This window comes from Streptomyces hygroscopicus (assembly GCF_026168105.1).
Lineage (GTDB): Bacteria > Actinomycetota > Actinomycetes > Streptomycetales > Streptomycetaceae > Streptomyces > Streptomyces hygroscopicus_D.
Genome location: NZ_LBMW01000010.1, coordinates 141,009 through 158,832, shown reverse-complemented (window position 1 = coordinate 158,832; position 17,824 = coordinate 141,009). Strand labels below are relative to the sequence as shown.

Genomic DNA, 17,824 nt, shown 5'->3' with positions numbered 1-17,824 from the left:
CCCGTCTGTCTGTGTCCACCCTCGCGCTTCGGACGGGTGATCGCCCCTTGCCCGACCCGGAATTCGACATTCGACCCGGAGGAAGAACTCGTCCCGGCCGCGATCGACGATCACGGGACCGGTTCGATGCGGAGGCGGGAACCGTGTCTTGCGGGGTCCACCCCCGTTCGTCACTTGTCTGACCGGTGACGACGCTTGTCCTGATCAACGTCACCTGTCAAGATGGTGACGTGAACCTGGATCATGTCTTTCCCTGCGGCAACCCCGCTCTCGACTTCGCGGCGACGCTGCGTGCTCGCCGCTCGGTGCGGTTCGAGATGTTCGCGTCGCCGGATCGACTGGACGCCTGGTACGTCGAGTCCGGAATCGTGGACGCCGTAGCACCGAGCCGTGAGTTCGACGTCGAACGGGCGATCGAAGTCAGGGAGGCGATCTACGGGCTGGTCTCCGCCCGGGTGGCCGGGGAGGAGTACGACAGGGGGGCACTCGCGGTCGTGAACGGCGCGGCGCGCAAGCCGGCCGCGACGCCTCAGCTCACCCCGTCGGGGCGGTGGACGGACGCGACGCAGCAGGAGGCGCTCTCCACCGTGGCGCGACACGCCGTCGAACTCCTGAGCGGACCGGACGTGCCGCTGATGAAGGAGTGCGGCAACCCCGAATGCACACGCGTCTACATCGACCGTTCGCGTGGCATGCGCCGCCAGTGGTGCGGCATGGAGTCCTGCGGGAACAAGCTCAAGGCGCAGGCCTATCGAGCGCGCAAGAAGCAGGCCCAGGCGCCTGCCGCCCCCTGACGGAGCCCGGGCCGGTGCGGTTCCCGTGGTCAGTGGTGCCGCAGGGCGTCGGCTTCGACGACCGCGTCGGCGAAGGCTTCCGGAGCCTCCTGGGGCACGTTGTGGCCGATGCCCTTCAGGGTCCGGTGCGCATAGGGGCCCGAGAACTTGTCCCGGTACGTCGCGCCGTTGCCGACGGGGGTGAACGGGTCGAGTTCGCCGTCGAGCGTGACGGTCGGCACCCCGATGGCGGGACCTTGGGCCAGCCGCTGCTCGAGGGCGTCGTACCGCGGATCACCTGCAGCGAGACCCAGCCGCCAGCGGTAGTTGTGGATGACGATATCGACATAGTCCGGATTGCCGAAGGCGCCGGCGGTGCGATCGAACGTGGCGTCGTCGAAGTTCCACGTCGGTGAGTTGAACTTCCATACGAGCTTGGCCAGATCATGACGGTACTGCGGGTTCTCCAGCCCTAGCCGACCCCGTTCCGTGGAGAAGTAGTACTGGTACCACCAGGCCCACTCGGCCTTGGGGGGCGACGGCTTCTTGTTCGCCTCCCGGTTGGTGATCAGATATCCCGTCACGGAGACCAGTGCCCTGCACCGCCCGGGCCAGAGCGCCGCGATGATGTCGGCCGTCCGTGATCCCCAGTCGTAGCCCGCGAGGACGGCCTTCTCGATCCCGAGCGCGTCCATCAGGGTGACGACGTCGAGGGCGATCACCGACTGCTGGGCGTTGCGGAAGGTGGTGCCGGACAGGAAGCGCGTGCTCCCGTGGCCGCGCAGATACGGGACGATCACGCGATAGCCCTTCGCGGCCAGCAGCGGCGCGACGTCGACGTAGCTGTGAATGTCGTAGGGCCAGCCGTGCAGCAGGACGACCGCCGGCCCGTGGGCGGGTCCCGCCTCGGCGTAACCGACGTCGAGCACGCCGGCCTTGATCTGCCGCAGCGAGGCGAAGGAGGTGTGCCCTTGCTCGGTCGGCCGCAAGGGTGTCGGCGACTGCGGCCCGCCCGGCTCGGCCGCCGCCGACGTGCCCCAACCCGACAACGACGTCCCGGCCGCACCGGCTCCCGCGATCTTCCCGAAGCTCCGCCTGCTGAACATCCGAGACCTTCTCTCCTCAGTCGTCGGGCCGTGACCGCGGTGCACGCACGCCGGTTCACGCCCGGTGGCGGGGCTCTGGGGTGCTCCATAAGCTCTTACGTGACGCTCCCATAGTGTTCGTCACCTGTCAAACCGGTGATTCAGCCGCCTCATCGCGGAGTATCGATTACGGTGAGCGAGGAGGTCGAATCATGTGTCACCCCCTTGACGGGTGACGAGGCGCGCTGCGAGTATCGTGACCCCGCCCCGCGGGCAGGTCCTCCGTGAATCGGGCAGGTCCTCCGTGAATGCTGAAGACTCGGGAGAGCGACATGGCGCAGGATGAGAAGCGGCCTTCGGACGCCGCGGAAGCCGGGCGGCGCGCGCGGTTCGGACGGTTGCCGGAGCGTGTCCGGCTGGAGGACACCGTGCAGGTGAAGCCGGCCACGGTTCCGGATCCGGCGAGGGACGCATACGACTCCCATGACTGGCTCGTGCGCACGTGCCTGTGAGCCGCACGGCCGACACCGAGGGGCGCTCGGCCTCGTCCGAGCCCCATGACCCGGGAGTGAAGGTGCCCAGGACCCTGAAGATCCTCTCGGCGCTCGCCGCGGTGGTCGTGCTCGCCTTCGGCTGTTTCACGCAGGTCTTCTGACGCGCTACGGCGTCACCGAAGCGCCCTCGGAGAGTTTCATGAGTGACAAAATCGCCCTGTCCGCCTGGCCCACACCGGTGGAACCCGCACCCCGCCTTGCGGCGGCACTGGGGCTGGGTGAGAACGACCTCTGGATCAAGCGGGACGACCTCACCGGCCTGGGAGGCGGCGGCAACAAGGTCCGCAAACTGGAATGGACCGCCGGGGCAGCCCTTGCGGAGGGCGCCGACACGCTGGTCACCACCGGTGCCGCGCAGAGCAATCACGCGCGTCTCACCGCGGCCGCCGCCGCCCGTCTGGGACTCGACGCCGTGCTCGTCCTTCCCGGCACACCCGGCAGCGTCACCAGCAACTCCGGCAACCTCGTGCTCGACGGGCTCCTCGGCGCCCGGATCCACTGGGCCGGGGACGGCGATCGCGGCGTCCTGGCCGGGGCCGCCGACGATGTCTGCCGACAGTTGCGCCGCGAGGGCGCGCGCCCCTGTCTCATCCCCTTCGGAGGCTCAAGCCCCCTCGGCGCACGGGGGTATGTGGAATGCGGCGAGGAATTGCTCGATCAACTGCACGATGTGGACCACGTGGTGGTGGCACTCGGCTCCGGCGGCACCATGGCCGGGCTGATCGCCGCCCTGGGGGAGGAACGCGTCCTCGGTGTCCACTGCGGGGCCGTGGCGGACCCGGCCCGTGTCGTGGCCGACCTCACGGGCGCCCTCACCCGCCGCTCCGTCACCCCGGACTCGCTGCGGATCCGCACCGACCAGGTGGGCGCCGGATACGGCTTCCTCCACGAACCCGCCTTCGAGGCGATGCGGATCGCCGCGACCACCGAGGGCATCGTCCTGGACCCGGTCTACAGCGGACGCGCCATGGCGGGACTGATCGCCGCCGTCGAGGACGGCGACATCCGACCGGGCCGGCGCACGGTCTTCCTCCACACCGGCGGCCTCCCGGGCCTGTTCGGGCACATGGAGGCCGTGCACCGCTCGGTCACCGGCCTGCGCTCCTACAGCGCCGTCTGACCTCCGCTCAGGAGAACGGCACGCTTCGGGCGTACGGGAACCGACGCCCGTACGCCCGAAGCCGTGACGCATCAGCGGTTCACCGCGCGGGGGATCACCCCTCGTCCTTCTCCACGGCCACCTTCTCCGGGCGCGGCGGCATGTGCCCGTTGAGTCCGGCGGGCGTCCCGGCCGGCGTCCCGTTCTGGTTCATCGAGGACAGCAGTTGACGTGCGAGCCCCAGGCCGGTGCCGCCCATCGTCAGGGCCTTGGCGAACATCTCGCCCATACCGTCCGCGCCGTTGAGCAGCACCATGTTGTCGACGTTGCCGAAGGCCGACGCGCCCGCCTGGACGATCTCCGGCCACTTCTCGGCGAGTTGCTGGGCGACGACCGCCTCCTGGTTCTCGGCGAGGGCCGCGGCACGTGCCTTGATGGACTCCGCCTCCGCCAGGCCCCGGGCGCGGGCCGCCTCGGCCTCGGCCAGACCCTTCGCCTGGGCGGCGGCGGCCTCGGCCTCACCGGTGGCGCGCGTCGCCTGTGCCGCGGCCGCACCGCGCGTCTTGGTCGCCTCCGCCTCGGCGCCCGCGGCCGTCTTGACGCGCGTCGCCTCGGCCGCGGCCGCCAGTTCGGTCTCCTTCGCCTTGGCCTGCGCCGCCGAGATCCGCGCGTCACGCTCGGCCTCGGCCAGCGTGCGCTTCTCGTAGGCCTTCGCGTCCGCGGGCTTGCGGACGTCCGCCTGGAGCTGCTGCTCACGGCGGTGCGCCTCCAGCTCCGCGACCCGGGTCTCCTGCACCACGACCTCCTGACGGGCCGCGGCGTCGGCGAGCGGACCGGCCTGGCGCGCCTTGGCGGCCGCCTTGTCGCGCTCGGCCTGATAGCCGGCCTGAAGGATCTCGCTGTCCCGCGTCGCCTCCGCCATCCGTGCGAACGACTGCTGCTCCGCCTCGGTGGCGAGACGATTCGCCTCCGCCTGCGCGATGCGTGCGTCCCGCTGCACGGCCGCAGCGTGCGGCGAGGCCAGGTTCTGGATGTATCCCGTCGGATCCTCGATCTCGTGGATCTGCAGCGAGTCGACGATCAGGCCGAGCTTCTCCATCTCCGTGCCACAGGCTGCCCTTGTCTGCCCGGTGAGCTTCTCCCGGTCACGGATCATGTCCTCGACGGTCAACCCGCCCACGATCGAACGGAGATGACCCGCGAACACGTTGTGCACGCGTTCCGACATCAGTTTCTGCTGGTCGAGGAAGCGGCGGGCCGCGTTGGCGATCGACACGAAGTCGTCGCCCACCTTGAAGATGACCACGCCGCGCACCTTCAGCGGAATGCCCTGGTGGGTCACGCAGTCCACGTGCAGTTCCGTCTCGTTCAGGTCGAGGGAGAGCTTGCGCACCGCCTGCACGCCCGGCAGCACCAGTGTGCCGCGCCCCGTGACGATGCGGAATCCCATGCCTTCTTCGAGACCTTCGGTCCGATGCTTCGAACCGGAGATGATCAGTGCTTCGTTGGGCTCCGCGACCCGCCACATGAGCTTGAAGACCACAACGACGAAGACCAGCGCGAGGACCACGGCCCCCGCGACGACGCCGATGACCATCGGCAAACGCCCCCTTTGCCTGGTGCCGGGTTTCGGCACCGAACGAAGGCGAGTCTGCGCCTGCGCAAGCCCGGGGTGAAGACGCTGACGGATCCTTGTTGCAATCTTGACGTGTGCAGCTCTCACCTGCGACGAGTCGGTCTCAACTGCCGTACGCCGCCTCGACGTACACGGTCCGCGGCGGCAGGTGTTCCACCACCATCACCACCGTGCCGCGCTCCATAGACGTCTTCCCGTCCGCGGGATACGCGAGGAAGTGCTCGGCGCCGCCGCGCACACGGACGATCACCTCGCCGACCAGCCCGGGCCCGACGGCACCGGTGACACGCCCCATCAAGCCCACCATCGACGCATCGTCCATGGTCACAGCGTACGGCCGAACGCTCTTACGCCGCCCGTGCGTCCGCAGTGGTGTGGTCCGGCGGCCACAGCTCGTGCCACCTCAGCTCGGACTCCAACTGGGCTGCCAGCGACACCAGAAGAGGCTCGCTGTTCGCCGGGCCGAGCAACTGCGCGCCCACCGGCAGCCGGAAGGAGCCCTCATCCACGAAGCCCGCCGGGACGTTGACGCCGGGCCAGCCCAGTACGTTCCACGGCCAGGCGTACGGACAGGCGGCGATCATCGCGCGGTCGGTGTTCCAGCCGCTCATGTTCAGCAGCGTCCCGATGCGCGGCGCCGGAGCGGCCGTCGTCGGCGCGAGAATGACGTCGCAGGAGGCGAAGAGCGCCCCCACCCGCCGGTGGAGCAGCGCCTCCGCCCGCCGTGCCGCCCGCAGCGGCGCCCCGCCGAGCAGCCGGCCCAGGCGTGCGGCGTCGCGGGTGCGCGGGTCGAGCAGGTCCGGCTCCGGCACGTCGCGCACCCGCTCCGCGACTCCCGCGATCGCGCGCGGCAGGAAGGCGAGCCCGATCTGCCCGTAGCGCGGCTCCGCCTCCTCGACCACGTGCCCGAGCGCGGCAAGTCGCTCGGCGAGCGCGCGGACCCGGTCCCGGATCCGGGGGTCGAGCCGGGCGGGCACGGCCGTGAAGGGCGGCTTCAGCGAGAGTGCGATCCGCAGCCGACCGGGGTCGCGTCCCACCGCGGCCGAGACGTCGCGGGCGGGCGGGCGGTGCAGGTCGCCGACGTGGTTGCCGCTCGCCGCGTCCAGGAGTAACGCCGCGTCCGCGACCGTGCGGGCGAGCGTGCCGTTGACCGTGATGCCGTGGAAGGACTCGGGGCGCGGCCAGGTCGAGATACGGCCCCGCTGCGGCTTGATGCCCACCAGATGGGTCCAGGCGGCCGGGATCCGTACCGAACCGGCACCGTCCGAGCCCAGCGCGGCGGGTACCAGCCCGGCGGCGACCGCCGCCGCGGACCCGCCGGACGAGCCGCCCGGGGTGTGGCCGAGGTGCCAGGGGTTGCGGGTGGCGCCGAAGGCGGGCCCCTCGGTGAACGGCCACTGTCCCAGCTCGCAGGTGTTGGTCTTGCCCACGATCACGGCTCCGGCCGCCCGCAGCCGCCGTACCGCCTCGCCGTCCTCGGCCACCGGCGGGAAGGCGCCCGGGCAGCCGAACGCGGTCGGCTCGCCCGCCACGTCCATGTCGTCCTTGACGGCCACCGGCACCCCGAGCAGGGGCCGACGCACCCCGGCCGCCAGCTCCCTGTCCGCTGCCTCCGCCTCGGCGAGCGCGGCCTCGGCGCGCACCAGGCGGAACGCGTTCACCGAGGGCTGGGCCGCCTCGATCCGGGCGAGCGCACGCTCCACCGCCTCGCGGGAGGTCCGCTCGCCGGCAGCGAGCGCGCGGGCGCACTCGACCAGCCCCGCACCTGGGTCGGCAGCCATGGGGGACACCTCCGCAACTCCTTTGGTCTACCGAAAGGTAACCTGTGGCTGCGCTGACCGGGAGGGTATGCGCAACTTCCCTTCCGGAGGCGGTCGTTCCAGCGTGGACGGCACCCCGGAGGCGACCCGTGCGGCCATTCTGCGAAGATGCGGTACGTCATGGTGCAGTTACCGAAACAGCCCGTCCCTTCGTCGCCCGCACCACCCGCCGTGCCGACCAGCGCAGATGTGGCACGCCTGGCCGGTGTCTCGCGCGCGACCGTCTCGTACGTCCTCAACAACACCAGTGCCGTACGCATCAGCGAACCCACGCGCCGCCGTGTCCGCGAGGCCGCAGAGGAACTGGGATACGTCCCGCACGCCGCCGCCCGCAGCCTGCGCGCCGGACACAGCCGCATGGTGCTGATGCCTGCCCCGAACGTGCCCGCGGGGCCGCTGTACAGCCAGTTCTTCAACGAACTGCAGGGGGCCCTCGGTGGACTCGACTACACCGTGGTCCAGTACGGCAGCATTGGTCTGCACGGTGACGAGGCCGCCCGCGCCTGGGCCGAACTGAGGCCGGTCGCGGTCCTCGTGCCCGGCGGCGGTCTAGGCCCCGGGGGCGTACGCGTCCTCAAACGCTCCGGCGCCCGCGCCGTCGTCACCCTCGGCCCCGAGCGCATCGAGGGGGCGCACACGCTGGTCCTGGACCACCACGGGGTCGGGCACAGTGCCGGGGTGCACCTGCTGGCCCGGGGCCGTCGCCGGATCGGTGTCGTCGTCCCGCAGGAGCCCGGCCTCGAGTTGTTCTCCGGGCCCCGGCTCCAGGGCGCACGGCGCGCACTGGAGGGCACCGACGCGACCGTCACCGAGTTGCCGCTCGCCTACGAGGAGGAAGCCGCCGCCCGGCTCGCGGCACGCTGGCGTTCCCTGGCCCTCGACGCGGTCTTCGCCTACAACGACGAGTACGCGATGCTGCTGATGCGCGCCCTGCAGGACGAGGGTGTGGGCGTACCGGAGGAGACGGCCGTCGTCGGCGCCGACGACCTGATGCTCGGCCGACTGCTGCGGCCGCGGCTCAGCACGGTTCACATCGAACTGCCGTCCGGACGCGATCTCGCCGAACTGGTCGACCGGGTGGTGCGCGATCCCGGAGGTGTGCCCGAGATGCACGAGGTGCTCGGGGCACGGATAGTGCACCGCGAATCGAGCTGAGCACCCCACGCGGCACGCGCACCACGACCGGTATTCGCGGCAGCCGAACCGCCGCGCCCCGCCCGGCGACCGAGGGGGGAGAGGGCCGAGCCGGTGTGCCGGCCGCCCCGACGACCTGGCGCCCCGTGTTGCGCGTCACTGGCTCCAGGACGGTCGCCGACGGTCACTCGCCGTTCTGCTCGGCCTTCGACTGCTGCTCGGCGACCGCCTTGCGGACCTCGTCCATGTCCAGCTTGCGCGCCTGCCCGATGACGTCGTCGAGGGCGGACTGCGGCAGCGCGCCCGGCTGGGCGAACACGGCGACCTGGTCCCGGACGACCATCAGCGTCGGGATCGACTGGATGCCGAAGGCCGCGGCCAGCTCGGGCTGCGCCTCGGTGTCCACCTTGCCGAACACCAGGTCCGGGTTCTCCTCGGCGGCCTTCTCGTAGACCGGGGCGAACTGACGGCACGGCCCGCACCAGGATGCCCAGAAGTCGATCAGGACGAACTCGTTGTCCGTGACCATCTGGTCGAAGTTCTCCTTGGTGAGCTCCACGGTGCTGCTCATGGCGTGTTTCCCTCTTCCTGGTGTCGGGGTCTGAGCCGATGTCGACAACGGCGACTCATGGTCAGGTATTCCGCGTGCTTACCCGTGTGGCCACCGCGCACACCAACAACCAGACTGGCCCCATGACGGATACGGAATCCATCGCGTACGACGTCGTGGTGCTCGGTGCCGGGCCCGTGGGGGAGAACGTCGCCGGCCGCACCCGTGCGGCCGGACTCTCCACCGCGGTCGTGGAGAGCGAGCTGGTCGGCGGCGAATGCTCGTACTGGGCATGCATGCCCAGCAAGGCGCTGCTGCGCCCGGTGATCGCCCGGGCGGACGCCCGCCGCGTCCCGGGCCTCGGCCATCTGGTGCAGAGCCCCCTCGACGCGCCCGCGGTCCTGGCCCACCGGGACTACGAGGTCTCGAACTGGAGGGACGACGGGCAGGTCGCCTGGCTGGACGGCACCGGCGCCGCCCTGTACCGGGGGCAGGGACGGCTGGCCGGGCCGCGCACGGTCACGGTGAGCGGTCCCGACGGCGAGCACCACGTCCTCACCGCCCGGCACGCGGTGGCGGTGTGCACCGGAAGCAGTGCCCTGCTGCCCGACCTGCCAGGGCTCGCCGAGGTGAACCCGTGGACCAGCCGGGAGGCGACGAGCTCGAAGTCCGTCCCCGGCCGCCTGATCGTCGTGGGTGGGGGCGTGGTGGCGACCGAGATGGCCACGGCGTGGCAGGGCCTCGGCTCCCAGGTCGCCCTGCTCGTCCGCGGCAAGGGCCTGCTGCCCCGCATGGAGCCCTTCGCCGGTGAACTGGTGGCCGAGGCGCTCACCGAGGCGGGCGCGGACGTCCGCACCGGCACCTCGGTCGAGTCGGTACGGCGCGAGGGCGGCACGGTCGTGGTCGTCACCGACTCCGGTGACCGCCTCGAGGCGGACGAGATCCTCTTCGCCATCGGCCGGGCACCCCGCACGGACGACATCGGCCTGGACACCGTCGGCCTGGAGCCCGGCTCCTGGCTGCCGGTGGACGACACCCTGCGGGTGAAGGGCAGCGAGTGGCTGTATGCGGTCGGCGACGTCAACCACCGCGCCCTCCTCACCCACCAGGGCAAATACCAGGCCCGCATCGCGGGCGCGGCCATCGCGGCCCGCGCGGCGGGCGTCCCGCTGCTGGAGACGGACCCCTGGGGCGCCCACTCCGCGACCGCCGACCACGCGGCGGTGCCGCAGGTGGTCTTCACCGACCCGGAGGCGGCGGCCGTGGGCCTCTCCCTCGCGGAGGCGGAGCAGGCGGGCCGCCAGGTGCGCGCCGTGGACATCGACCTGTCGTCGGTCGCGGGGGCGGGCCTGTACGCCGACGGCTACCGAGGCCACGCACGCATGATCGTCGACCTGGACAGCGAGACCCTGCTGGGCGTCACGTTCGTGGGCCCCGGCGTGGGGGAGCTGCTCCACTCCGCGACCATCGCGGTCGCCGGTGAGGTCCCGATCGACCGCCTGTGGCACGCGGTGCCCTCGTACCCCACCATCAGCGAGGTGTGGCTGCGGCTGCTGGAGGCGTACCGGGGGTGAGGCCGGCAGGTCTCATCCGAGTGCACCATCCCGACGCCCTGACGAGGAGCGCGCCCGCGGCGTGGGCCGCGGGCGCCTTCGCCGCCGTCGGCCTCCTCAGCCGGGCAGCGTGAAGCCCAGGTCGGCCGCCGCCCGTTCGGGCGTCGGCTGCGCCCACCGCGCGACCACGGACTCGTTCGAGGACAGCGAGCGCAGCTCCGCCCGGTCCAGGTAGAGCATGCCGTCCAGATGGTCCGTCTCGTGCTGCACGATACGCGCGGGCCAGCCCGTGAACTCCTCGTCCACCGTGGCCCCGTGCTCGTCCAGCGCCCGCAGCCGCACCCGGGCGTGCCGGGCCACCACGGCCTGCCAGCCCGGAACGCTCAGACAGCCCTCGAAGAACGCGGCCCGTTCGCTGCCGACGGCCTCGTACGACGGGTTGACCAGCACTCGGAAGGGCTGCGGCACCCGTCCTCGCGCCTGGCGGACGTCCTCGGGCACGGGGGCCGGGTCCTCGATGACCGCGATCCGCAACGGCACCCCGACCTGCGGCGCCGCGAGTCCCACCCCCGGCGCCGCGTGCATCGTCTCGCGCAGCGCCTCGGCGAAACGGGTCAGGAGCGCAGGCTCCAGCTGGTCCTCGAAGGGCTCGGCGCCTCGGCGCAGCACCGGATGGCCCGCGGTGACGATCGGCAACGGGCCGCCGGCGGCGAGGAGTTCCTCTACCCGCTCGGCGATCGGGCGGTCCTTCGGGTGCGTGCGGTCGACTTCGGATGCCATCGCGCCAGCATGACAGGCGGATCGCGCGGCGGACGGGACGGCAGGGCGTCCCTGTGGCACACGTCACCGCCCCCACGAGGGCGGAGTCTGTGGCGCGTGTGACGAACACCGCCGGGAACTCACTCGCACATCCAGGCCTGACGTCAGCCGGGGGTGCTCCCTCCGGATCCCGCTCTCCGGGGGATCAGAGCTCCGCGAAGTCACCCGCGAGCGCCGAGGCGATCCGCAGGTGCGGCTCCGCCTCGGCGGCGCGCCCCTGACGCTGGAGTGTGCGTCCCAGCAGCAGCCGGGCGTAGTGCTCCACCGGGTCGCGTTCCACGATGGTGGCCAACTCGGCTTCGGCGCGGTGCAGTTGGGCGGAGTGGTAGTACGCGCGCGCCAGCAGCAGCCGCGGTCCGGTCTGCTCCGGCGCCTCATCGACCAGCCCCTTGAGGACCCGTGCCGCGGCGTAGTAGTCCTTGGCGTCGAAGAACATCCGCGCCCGCTCCCAGCGCTCGGCGGGCGTCCCGTGGCCGTAGTACGTCGTCTCCACTCGAGACCTCCTCATGGCGGGCCCAACCGCAAGGTTTGGTTGAATATTCCACAAGGTCGGATGTCTCCCGGCTGAGGCCCGAGGCGGCCCGATGTCGCGGCCGGTCCAAGAGCGCCTCGATGGGGGAGTGGATGGCCTGACGCGGGCACCCCGCCGGGGCTAGGTTGTGGGGCATGAGCAATCTTGATCGCGAGGCGGTGCCCGCCGTGTGCGGTGGCCGTGGGTTCGTGGTGGCGGAGCCGGTGCGTGAGCTCCTCAGTCCGCGCCGGGTCCAGCTCGGCGAGTCGACAGAAGTCCGCCGGCTGCTGCCCAACCTGGGCCGACGCATGGTGGGCGCCTGGTGTTTCGTCGATCACTACGGCCCGGACGACATCGCCGACGAACCGGGCATGCAGGTCCCGCCGCACCCGCACATGGGGCTGCAGACGGTGAGCTGGCTGCACCGGGGCGAGGTGCTGCACCGCGACTCGACCGGCAGCCTCCAGACCATCCACCCGCGCCAGCTGGGTCTGATGACGTCGGGCCGGGCGATCAGCCACTCCGAGGAGAGCCCGAAGCCGCACGCGCGCTTCCTGCACGGCGCTCAGCTGTGGGTGGCCCTGCCGGACAGCCACCGGAGCACCGAACCGCACTTCGAGTACCACGCCGAACTGCCCGTGGTCACGGCGCCGGGCCTCGAGGCCACCCTGATCCTGGGCGAGGTCGACGGCGCGACGTCCCCTGGCTCGACGTACACCCCGATCGTGGGCGCCGACCTGACCCTGGCACGCGGGGCGGATGTACGCCTTCCCCTGGAGGCGGACTTCGAGTACGCGGTGCTGTCGATGTCCGGCGAGGCCCATGTCGACGGCGTACCGGTGCTGCCGGGCTCGATGCTCTACCTCGGCTGCGGCCGCACCGAACTCCCGCTGCGCGCCGAATCGGACGCGGGCCTGATGCTCCTGGGCGGTGAGCCGTTCGAGGAGGAGCTGATCATGTGGTGGAACTTCATCGGCCGGTCCCAGGAGGACATCGAGCGGGCCCGTGCGGACTGGGCGACGGGCACGCGTTTCGGTGAGGTGAAGGGGTACGACGGCGCACCGCTGCGGGCCCCGGAACTGCCGTCGGTGCCGTTGAAGCCCCGGGGAAGGGTGCGCTGACCCTGGCGATCCCCCTGGTTTCGGTGTCAGGCCGATCGGTCATCGTTCGGTGATGTGCTGGTCACGACCTGCCTGATACACGCGGCCCTTGCCCGAAGCCTTTGCCTGCAGATGGATCCCGCCTGCGGCATGCGCCGATTCCGCCGGGGCGACTTCGTCGAGAAGCTGCCGCAGTGAGGTCGCCGCTTCGGGATGCTCGGTCAGCAGTCGGCGCACGCGGCTCTGCCATTCCATGCGAATTTCCTGCGCGAGCGCTTCGTCGTTGTTGCTTTGCGCGGCGAGCACGTCGGACCGGCTGGCTTCAAGGTCCTCCTCGACCGTTCCGGCACTCTCGGGATGCACCGTATGCCACAGAGAGACCAATCCGTTGCGCATACGGGTCCATGCTTCGCTGGTCATCAGCGTGACGAGCGTCGTCCCAGCCGTACGGGCAAGTTCGATGATCTCCGACACTGAGCCTCTCCACCCCTCCTGGTGACCTGCCCACACGGCGCCTGCGACCGTCAGCGTATCGCCAAGTGGCAGTGGTCCACGGGAGATTGAAAGCAAGTCAGGGTCGGAGGCCGGGCAGTCGCGTCGAATCACCGCTTTCGCCGCTTGAATGTGTGTATTTTCGGTGACGCGTGCCGGTGCAGGGCGAAGGGGGACGATCATGGCGGCTACACCGCACGCGGTTGCCTCGGGGTTCGCACGGATCCACCAGGCTGCCGGGGACATGGTGGTGTACGAGGGTGAGGAGCCGTACCGGCTGGCCGACTGGCCCGCACAGGCTTCCGTACCTCCCGTGGAGAAGGCCAGGGAATGGCCGAGTGTGCTGCTGCGTGCGGTCAACGGCCTGATCGAGTTCACCGGTCGCGAGACGGAGCTGCGAGAACTGCGGGCGTGGCGTGAGGCGACCGCGTCAGGCGTGCTCAAGGTCCATCTGATCCATGGGCCGGGTGGGCAGGGCAAGACCCGGCTGGCCGGACATGTCGCGGACTTGTGGCGGCGGGAAGGCTGGGCGGTGCTCGCCGCCCACCACCGGCGTGACCGATCCGCTGCCGACACGTTCACCGGCCCCGATCTGCACAGTGCGGCCGGGCTCCTTGTGGTGGTGGACTACGCCGAACGCTGGGACACGACCGATCTGCTGACCCTGTTGACGGACATCCGGACCGGGGACGGAGTCCACGGGCTGCCGGTGCGGGTGCTCTTGCTGGCCCGTCCGGCGGGCACGTGGTGGCAGAGCCTGGAAGGCCGAATCCAACGGGACGTGGGCCTGGTGCCCAGCCACCGGGCCCTCGGGCCCTTGGAGGACGACCCGGCCTCCACCCGTCTGAGCCTGTTCACCTCGGCACGCGACCGGTTCGCGGATCTGCTGGGAGTGCCGGGTGCCAAGTGCGTCGATCCGCCGGGCGCGCTGGTCGGCCACGAGGCCTACCGGCTGGTGCTGACGGTGCACATGGCCGCGCTGGCCGCCGTGCTGGCTCACGCCTGCGACGACGTCCCGCCCGTCGATCCCGTGGAGGTGTCTTCGTTCCTGCTGGCCCGGGAGCGCGACCACTGGGAGGCGATGCACGCCCCCGTCCGGGAGAAGCCTCTGGTGACGGCCCCGGACGCGATGGGGCAGGTGGTGTACACCGCCACGATCACCGGTCCGCTCGGCTATCCCGACGCCAAGGCCGCTCTGACCCGGGCAGACGTCGATTCCCGGGAAGCCCCCGGGCAACTCCTCAAGGATCATGCGGTGTGCTACCCATCCGCCGTGGGTACCGGCGGACAGGGACGGCAGACGACGACGCTGCTGGAGCCGTTGTACCCGGACCGGCTGGGCGAGGACTTCCTCGCGCTGTCCACCCCCGGCCACGGCCACGGCTTTCCGGCCGACCCCTGGGCGGATGGCGCGCCCGCCCGTCTGCTCGCATCCGAACACCCCGGTGATTCCGGGGCGCCGGGGGTGCCGGTGTGGGCCGGGCACGCTCTGACCACGTTGGTGGAAGCGGCCCGCCGGTGGCCGCACCTCGCCCAAGGCCAGCTGTACCCGCTGCTCGCGGCCCACCCTCGGCTGGCGTTGCACGCAGGAGGCGCCACGCTGGCCGCACTGGCCGGCCTCGACGACCTCGATGTGGAGCTGCTGGAAAGCATCGAGGCTCTGTTGCCTGGGCACCGGCATGTCGATCTGGACCTGGGAATCGCCGCCCTGGCGTCTCGGCTCGCCGAACGCAGACTTGCAGCTGCCACCTCCTCCGTACAACGGGCCCGCATCCACGGTGCGCTGTCGGCCCGTTTACGCAACGCCGGCCTGCTCATCGAGGCCATGAAGGCCAACCACCGGGCCCTGGAGGCATGGCGAGAGCTTGCCGGCACCGAGCCGGGGGCCTATCGCCCGGAGCAGGCGACCTCGTTGGGCAACCAGGCAAACCTCTTGGCCGAGGTGGGCCGGCGGAGCGAGGCGGCAGCGGTGTCGCAGGAAGCCGTGGACCTGTGGCTGGAGCTGGCCGGGACCGACCCGGAGGCGTACCTGCCCGACCTGGCCAGGACGTTGGGCAACCATGCGAACCGGCTGGCCGAGGTGGGCCGGCGGAGGGAGGCAGCGGAACTGTCCGAGCAGGTACTCGCCCTGTACGAGGAACTGGCCGCGGGTGATCCGGATGCCCACGCGGAGAGCCTGGGCCACACCTTGAACAATCACGCTCTGTGGCTGTCGGAGCTGGGGCGGCGGAACGAGGCGGTACCCATCTCCGAACAGGCGGTCGACCTCCGGCGCCGACTGGTCGTGGTCAACCGGGACGCCCATCTACCGGACCTGGCCGCATCGTTGCACAACCACGCCGCGTTGCTGGGGCAGCTCGGTCGATGGGACGAAGCAATGGCGATCTCCCAAGAGACCCTCGACCTGAGACGCCAGTTGGTCGCGGTCAACCGACCCGGCCATCTGCCGGGTCTGGCGGTGTCGTTGACCAACCACGCCAACGTCGTGGCCGAGCTCAGGGGGCGGGGTGAGGCCGTTCCCATCTCGCAGGAGACGATCGATCTGCATGCGGAGCTGGTTGCGGCCAATCGAGATGCCCATCTGCCGGGCCTGGCCGGCTCGGTCAACAACCACGCACTGTTGTTGGCCGAGCTGGGCCGGAGGGAAGCAGCGGTGCCGTTCTCGCGCAAGGCGGTTGCCCTGTACACGGAGCTGGCCGAGGTCAACAGGGACGCGTTCATGCCGCAGCTGGCCACAGTGTCCCGCAACCATGCTGTACTGCTGGCACAGCTTGGGCGGTTGCACGATGCGGTACCTGTCTCACAACAGGCGATCGACCGGTGGCGCCGGCTGGTCGCGGTCAACCGGGACGTCTACCTGGCGAACCTGGCCGCATCGTCCAACAACCACGCCGTGTGGCTGAGGGAAGTGGGGCGGCCGGAGGAGGCCGTGCCGTTCTCGCAGGAGGCCGTCGCCCTGTACGGAGAGCTGGCCGGCGCCGAACCGGAGCAATATCTGCCGATCCTGGCCATGTCGTTGAGCAACCACGTGAACCTCTTGGTCGAGCTTCGGCGATGGGACGACGCGGTGCCGGTCGCCGGGCAGTCGGCCGGTCTCTATCAGCGGCTGGTCGAAGCCGACCGCGACGCCTACCTTGCGCACTACGTCCAGAGTGTGGCCACCTATGGGTGCGTGATGGTCGAGGGACGCCTGTTCCGGGAGGCCATCGCACCCCTGGCCCATGCCCTTCTCCAGGCGCAAGGGCTACCCGAGCACGGCCGCGGAATCACTCCTGTGATCGCGGGCCATCTGCGTCGCGCGTATGTCGGCGACACCGCCGGGGTCGTCGAGCAGTTCCGGTCGGTCACCGGCCAGGACTGCCCGGTCTGGATGACGGAACCACCCGCTTCCACTCGCTGACCGACGGCGTGGCGTCCAGGACGGGCTCGTCGCCCCGCAGGACCAACTCACGGTACGTCGGCGGAACCCCGTCTTGTGAGCGGAACCACGCGGTGGAACGCTTCCCCTCCGCTGGTGAAACCGGTGGGCGGCGCCCTTGCGCCGGTTCGTGCGGCCGGGTGCCCGGTCGGCTGGGATGGGGAGCGGGCGGATGGAGTTGGAGCTTCGGCATCTGCGCGTGCTGTGCGCGATCGCCGACGCGGGGAGCGTGGGTCGGGCCGCGTCGGACCTGGGGTACTCGCAACCGGCCTTGAGCACCCAGCTCCGTCGTATCGAACGCTTCTTCGGTGAGTCGCTGTTCGAGCGCGGTGTGTCGGGCGTGCATCTCACGCCGTACGGCTTACAGGTCGTGGCCCAGGCGCAGGACGTCCTGGCGCGCGCCGCGGCCATAGGGCACCGGCCGGCCGGAGGTGCTGCGGGAACGTGCCGGACTCTGCGTGTCGCCGCGACCAACTCGCCCGTACTGTCGGGCATGGTGGTCCGGGTCCGCGGCCGGCTGCCGGACGTGTCGCTCGCCGTGAGCAGTGTGTACGCGTCCTCGCAGATCGTCGAACTACTGGAGAACGGCGAGGTGGACGCGGCGATCGCCGCGGACTACCCCGGAATGGAGTTGCGGCACTCCTCCACGGTGGCTCATCGCGGGATCGTCACCGAGCCGACGTTCGTGGCCATCTCGGCCCGCCACCGGCTGAGGTATCGCCCTCAGATCGCCCTCGACGATCTGGCCGAGGAGGCGTGGTTCGTGACGCCTGACGACGGGGCCGGCTGGCCGGGAGTCTTCTACGGGGCCTGTGAGGCGGCAGGCTTCTCGCCGCTGGCGGTCCACGAATTCCTGGGCGACCAGCTGCAGTTGCAGAACATGATCGCCGACGGACTCGGCGTTTCGTTGGTGCAGGCGACCCTGCGGCCGATCCCGGACGTGATGATCAAACCGCTGGTCGGCACACCACTGTGGTGCCGCTACGTACTGGCCTGGCGCCGCGACAGGGTTGCCGACGACGTGGTGGAGATGCTGTTCACGTCCGCCGCAGCCGCGTATCGCGATCTCGTCGCCAAGTCACCGCACTTGAGGGCGTGGGCCTCGCGGACGTGGAGCGTGGCCGAGCGATAGTGCGGCTGCGGGCCGGGCCCGCCCGGCCGGGTGCTGCCTCCGGCCTTGTCGGACAGCCCGGTAGAAGGCCGAGCCGCATGTTATGGGCCAACTGTGCAATGTGCTATGTCACACGCCATTGTTGACGACGTGACAGATTGAGAAGGTC

At 70.8% G+C, this 17,824-nt stretch carries 17 protein-coding genes; 9 read left to right on the top strand and 8 right to left on the bottom strand.

Annotation, left to right across the window (positions count from 1 at the left end; translation table 11 throughout):
- Positions 1 to 230 precede the first annotated feature (230 nt).
- Positions 231 to 794: a CGNR zinc finger domain-containing protein gene (locus AAW14_RS13290; protein ID WP_265563453.1), complete on the top strand. Its 564-nt coding sequence runs from the start codon at positions 231 to 233 to the stop codon at positions 792 to 794.
- A gap of 29 nt (positions 795 to 823) precedes the next feature.
- On the opposite strand, the gene AAW14_RS13285 is transcribed toward AAW14_RS13290, so the two are convergent.
- Positions 824 to 1,879 carry an alpha/beta fold hydrolase gene (locus tag AAW14_RS13285; RefSeq protein WP_265563451.1) on the bottom strand — a complete coding sequence of 352 codons (1,056 nt, stop codon included), beginning with the start codon at positions 1,877 to 1,879 and terminating at the stop codon, positions 824 to 826.
- Between the two features lie 311 nt (positions 1,880 to 2,190).
- Between AAW14_RS13285 and AAW14_RS13280 the strand changes: the two genes are divergently transcribed.
- Genes AAW14_RS13280 through AAW14_RS13270 form a run of 3 tightly spaced genes read left to right on the top strand, consistent with a single transcriptional unit; the run spans position 2,191 to position 3,532 of the window.
- Positions 2,191 to 2,370: a hypothetical protein gene (locus AAW14_RS13280; RefSeq protein ID WP_265563450.1), complete on the top strand. Its 180-nt coding sequence runs from the start codon at positions 2,191 to 2,193 to the stop codon at positions 2,368 to 2,370.
- The gene (locus AAW14_RS13275; protein WP_265563448.1) at positions 2,367 to 2,513 is read left to right on the top strand and encodes a hypothetical protein; all 147 of its coding nucleotides are present in this window, start codon (positions 2,367 to 2,369) and stop codon (positions 2,511 to 2,513) included. Before AAW14_RS13280 ends, AAW14_RS13275 begins: the two co-directional genes overlap by 4 nt.
- Before the next feature lie 38 nt (positions 2,514 to 2,551).
- Positions 2,552 to 3,532 (top strand): D-cysteine desulfhydrase family protein, encoded by a 981-nt coding sequence (locus AAW14_RS13270; RefSeq protein WP_265563446.1) that lies wholly within the window; start codon positions 2,552 to 2,554, stop codon positions 3,530 to 3,532.
- 94 nt (positions 3,533 to 3,626) lie between these two features.
- Here AAW14_RS13270 and AAW14_RS13265 read toward each other — a convergent pair whose 3' ends face one another.
- The 3 genes from AAW14_RS13265 to AAW14_RS13255 form a co-directional block, all read right to left on the bottom strand.
- Positions 3,627 to 5,108 (bottom strand): flotillin family protein, encoded by a 1,482-nt coding sequence (locus AAW14_RS13265; protein WP_265563445.1) that lies wholly within the window; start codon positions 5,106 to 5,108, stop codon positions 3,627 to 3,629.
- Between the two features lie 142 nt (positions 5,109 to 5,250).
- Entirely contained in the window at positions 5,251 to 5,469 is a 219-nt protein-coding gene (locus AAW14_RS13260; protein ID WP_265563443.1) for a hypothetical protein, read from the bottom strand.
- Between the two features lie 25 nt (positions 5,470 to 5,494).
- A complete protein-coding gene (locus AAW14_RS13255; RefSeq protein ID WP_265563440.1) occupies positions 5,495 to 6,928 on the bottom strand; it encodes an amidase in 1,434 nt (477 codons plus the stop codon).
- 159 nt (positions 6,929 to 7,087) lie between these two features.
- Here AAW14_RS13255 and AAW14_RS13250 point away from each other — a divergent pair, with 159 nt between their 5' ends.
- Positions 7,088 to 8,122, top strand: coding sequence for a LacI family DNA-binding transcriptional regulator (locus AAW14_RS13250; RefSeq protein ID WP_265563438.1), 1,035 nt, complete (start codon positions 7,088 to 7,090; stop codon positions 8,120 to 8,122).
- 163 nt (positions 8,123 to 8,285) lie between these two features.
- On the opposite strand, the gene trxA is transcribed toward AAW14_RS13250, so the two are convergent.
- Positions 8,286 to 8,672, bottom strand: coding sequence for a thioredoxin (gene trxA / locus AAW14_RS13245; protein ID WP_265563437.1), 387 nt, complete (start codon positions 8,670 to 8,672; stop codon positions 8,286 to 8,288).
- Positions 8,673 to 8,794: 122 nt separating this feature from the next.
- Here trxA and AAW14_RS13240 point away from each other — a divergent pair, with 122 nt between their 5' ends.
- Positions 8,795 to 10,225, top strand: coding sequence for a dihydrolipoyl dehydrogenase family protein (locus tag AAW14_RS13240; RefSeq protein WP_265563435.1), 1,431 nt, complete (start codon positions 8,795 to 8,797; stop codon positions 10,223 to 10,225).
- 96 nt (positions 10,226 to 10,321) lie between these two features.
- Here AAW14_RS13240 and def read toward each other — a convergent pair whose 3' ends face one another.
- Both def and AAW14_RS13230 read right to left on the bottom strand, forming a co-directional pair.
- Positions 10,322 to 10,984 (bottom strand): peptide deformylase, encoded by a 663-nt coding sequence (def, locus tag AAW14_RS13235; protein WP_265563433.1) that lies wholly within the window; start codon positions 10,982 to 10,984, stop codon positions 10,322 to 10,324.
- A 184-nt stretch (positions 10,985 to 11,168) separates the two neighbouring features.
- Entirely contained in the window at positions 11,169 to 11,516 is a 348-nt protein-coding gene (locus AAW14_RS13230) for a tetratricopeptide repeat protein (protein WP_265563431.1), read from the bottom strand.
- A gap of 173 nt (positions 11,517 to 11,689) precedes the next feature.
- On the opposite strand from AAW14_RS13230, the gene AAW14_RS13225 reads away from it, so the two are divergent.
- Positions 11,690 to 12,655 (top strand): pirin family protein, encoded by a 966-nt coding sequence (locus AAW14_RS13225; protein ID WP_265563428.1) that lies wholly within the window; start codon positions 11,690 to 11,692, stop codon positions 12,653 to 12,655.
- 39 nt (positions 12,656 to 12,694) lie between these two features.
- On the opposite strand, the gene AAW14_RS13220 is transcribed toward AAW14_RS13225, so the two are convergent.
- Entirely contained in the window at positions 12,695 to 13,108 is a 414-nt protein-coding gene (locus tag AAW14_RS13220; protein ID WP_322741071.1) for a hypothetical protein, read from the bottom strand.
- A 199-nt stretch (positions 13,109 to 13,307) separates the two neighbouring features.
- Between AAW14_RS13220 and AAW14_RS13215 the strand changes: the two genes are divergently transcribed.
- Positions 13,308 to 16,526 (top strand): tetratricopeptide repeat protein, encoded by a 3,219-nt coding sequence (locus tag AAW14_RS13215; protein ID WP_265563427.1) that lies wholly within the window; start codon positions 13,308 to 13,310, stop codon positions 16,524 to 16,526.
- Positions 16,527 to 16,716: 190 nt separating this feature from the next.
- The gene (locus AAW14_RS13210) at positions 16,717 to 17,676 is read left to right on the top strand and encodes a LysR family transcriptional regulator (protein WP_265563425.1); all 960 of its coding nucleotides are present in this window, start codon (positions 16,717 to 16,719) and stop codon (positions 17,674 to 17,676) included.
- Positions 17,677 to 17,824: the final 148 nt, after the last annotated feature.

Coding starts and splice junctions, on each gene's coding strand:
- AAW14_RS13285 (WP_265563451.1), bottom strand. CDS start 1,879: ATGTTCAGCAGGCGGAGCTTCGGGAAGATCGCGGGAGCCGGTGCGGCC.
- AAW14_RS13280 (WP_265563450.1), top strand. CDS start 2,191: ATGGCGCAGGATGAGAAGCGGCCTTCGGACGCCGCGGAAGCCGGGCGG.
- AAW14_RS13270 (WP_265563446.1), top strand. CDS start 2,552: ATGAGTGACAAAATCGCCCTGTCCGCCTGGCCCACACCGGTGGAACCC.
- AAW14_RS13265 (WP_265563445.1), bottom strand. CDS start 5,108: ATGGTCATCGGCGTCGTCGCGGGGGCCGTGGTCCTCGCGCTGGTCTTC.
- AAW14_RS13260 (WP_265563443.1), bottom strand. CDS start 5,469: ATGGACGATGCGTCGATGGTGGGCTTGATGGGGCGTGTCACCGGTGCC.
- AAW14_RS13255 (WP_265563440.1), bottom strand. CDS start 6,928: ATGGCTGCCGACCCAGGTGCGGGGCTGGTCGAGTGCGCCCGCGCGCTC.
- AAW14_RS13250 (WP_265563438.1), top strand. CDS start 7,088: ATGGTGCAGTTACCGAAACAGCCCGTCCCTTCGTCGCCCGCACCACCC.
- trxA (WP_265563437.1), bottom strand. CDS start 8,672: ATGAGCAGCACCGTGGAGCTCACCAAGGAGAACTTCGACCAGATGGTC.
- AAW14_RS13240 (WP_265563435.1), top strand. CDS start 8,795: ATGACGGATACGGAATCCATCGCGTACGACGTCGTGGTGCTCGGTGCC.
- def (WP_265563433.1), bottom strand. CDS start 10,984: ATGGCATCCGAAGTCGACCGCACGCACCCGAAGGACCGCCCGATCGCC.
- AAW14_RS13225 (WP_265563428.1), top strand. CDS start 11,690: ATGAGCAATCTTGATCGCGAGGCGGTGCCCGCCGTGTGCGGTGGCCGT.
- AAW14_RS13215 (WP_265563427.1), top strand. CDS start 13,308: ATGGCGGCTACACCGCACGCGGTTGCCTCGGGGTTCGCACGGATCCAC.
- AAW14_RS13210 (WP_265563425.1), top strand. CDS start 16,717: ATGGAGTTGGAGCTTCGGCATCTGCGCGTGCTGTGCGCGATCGCCGAC.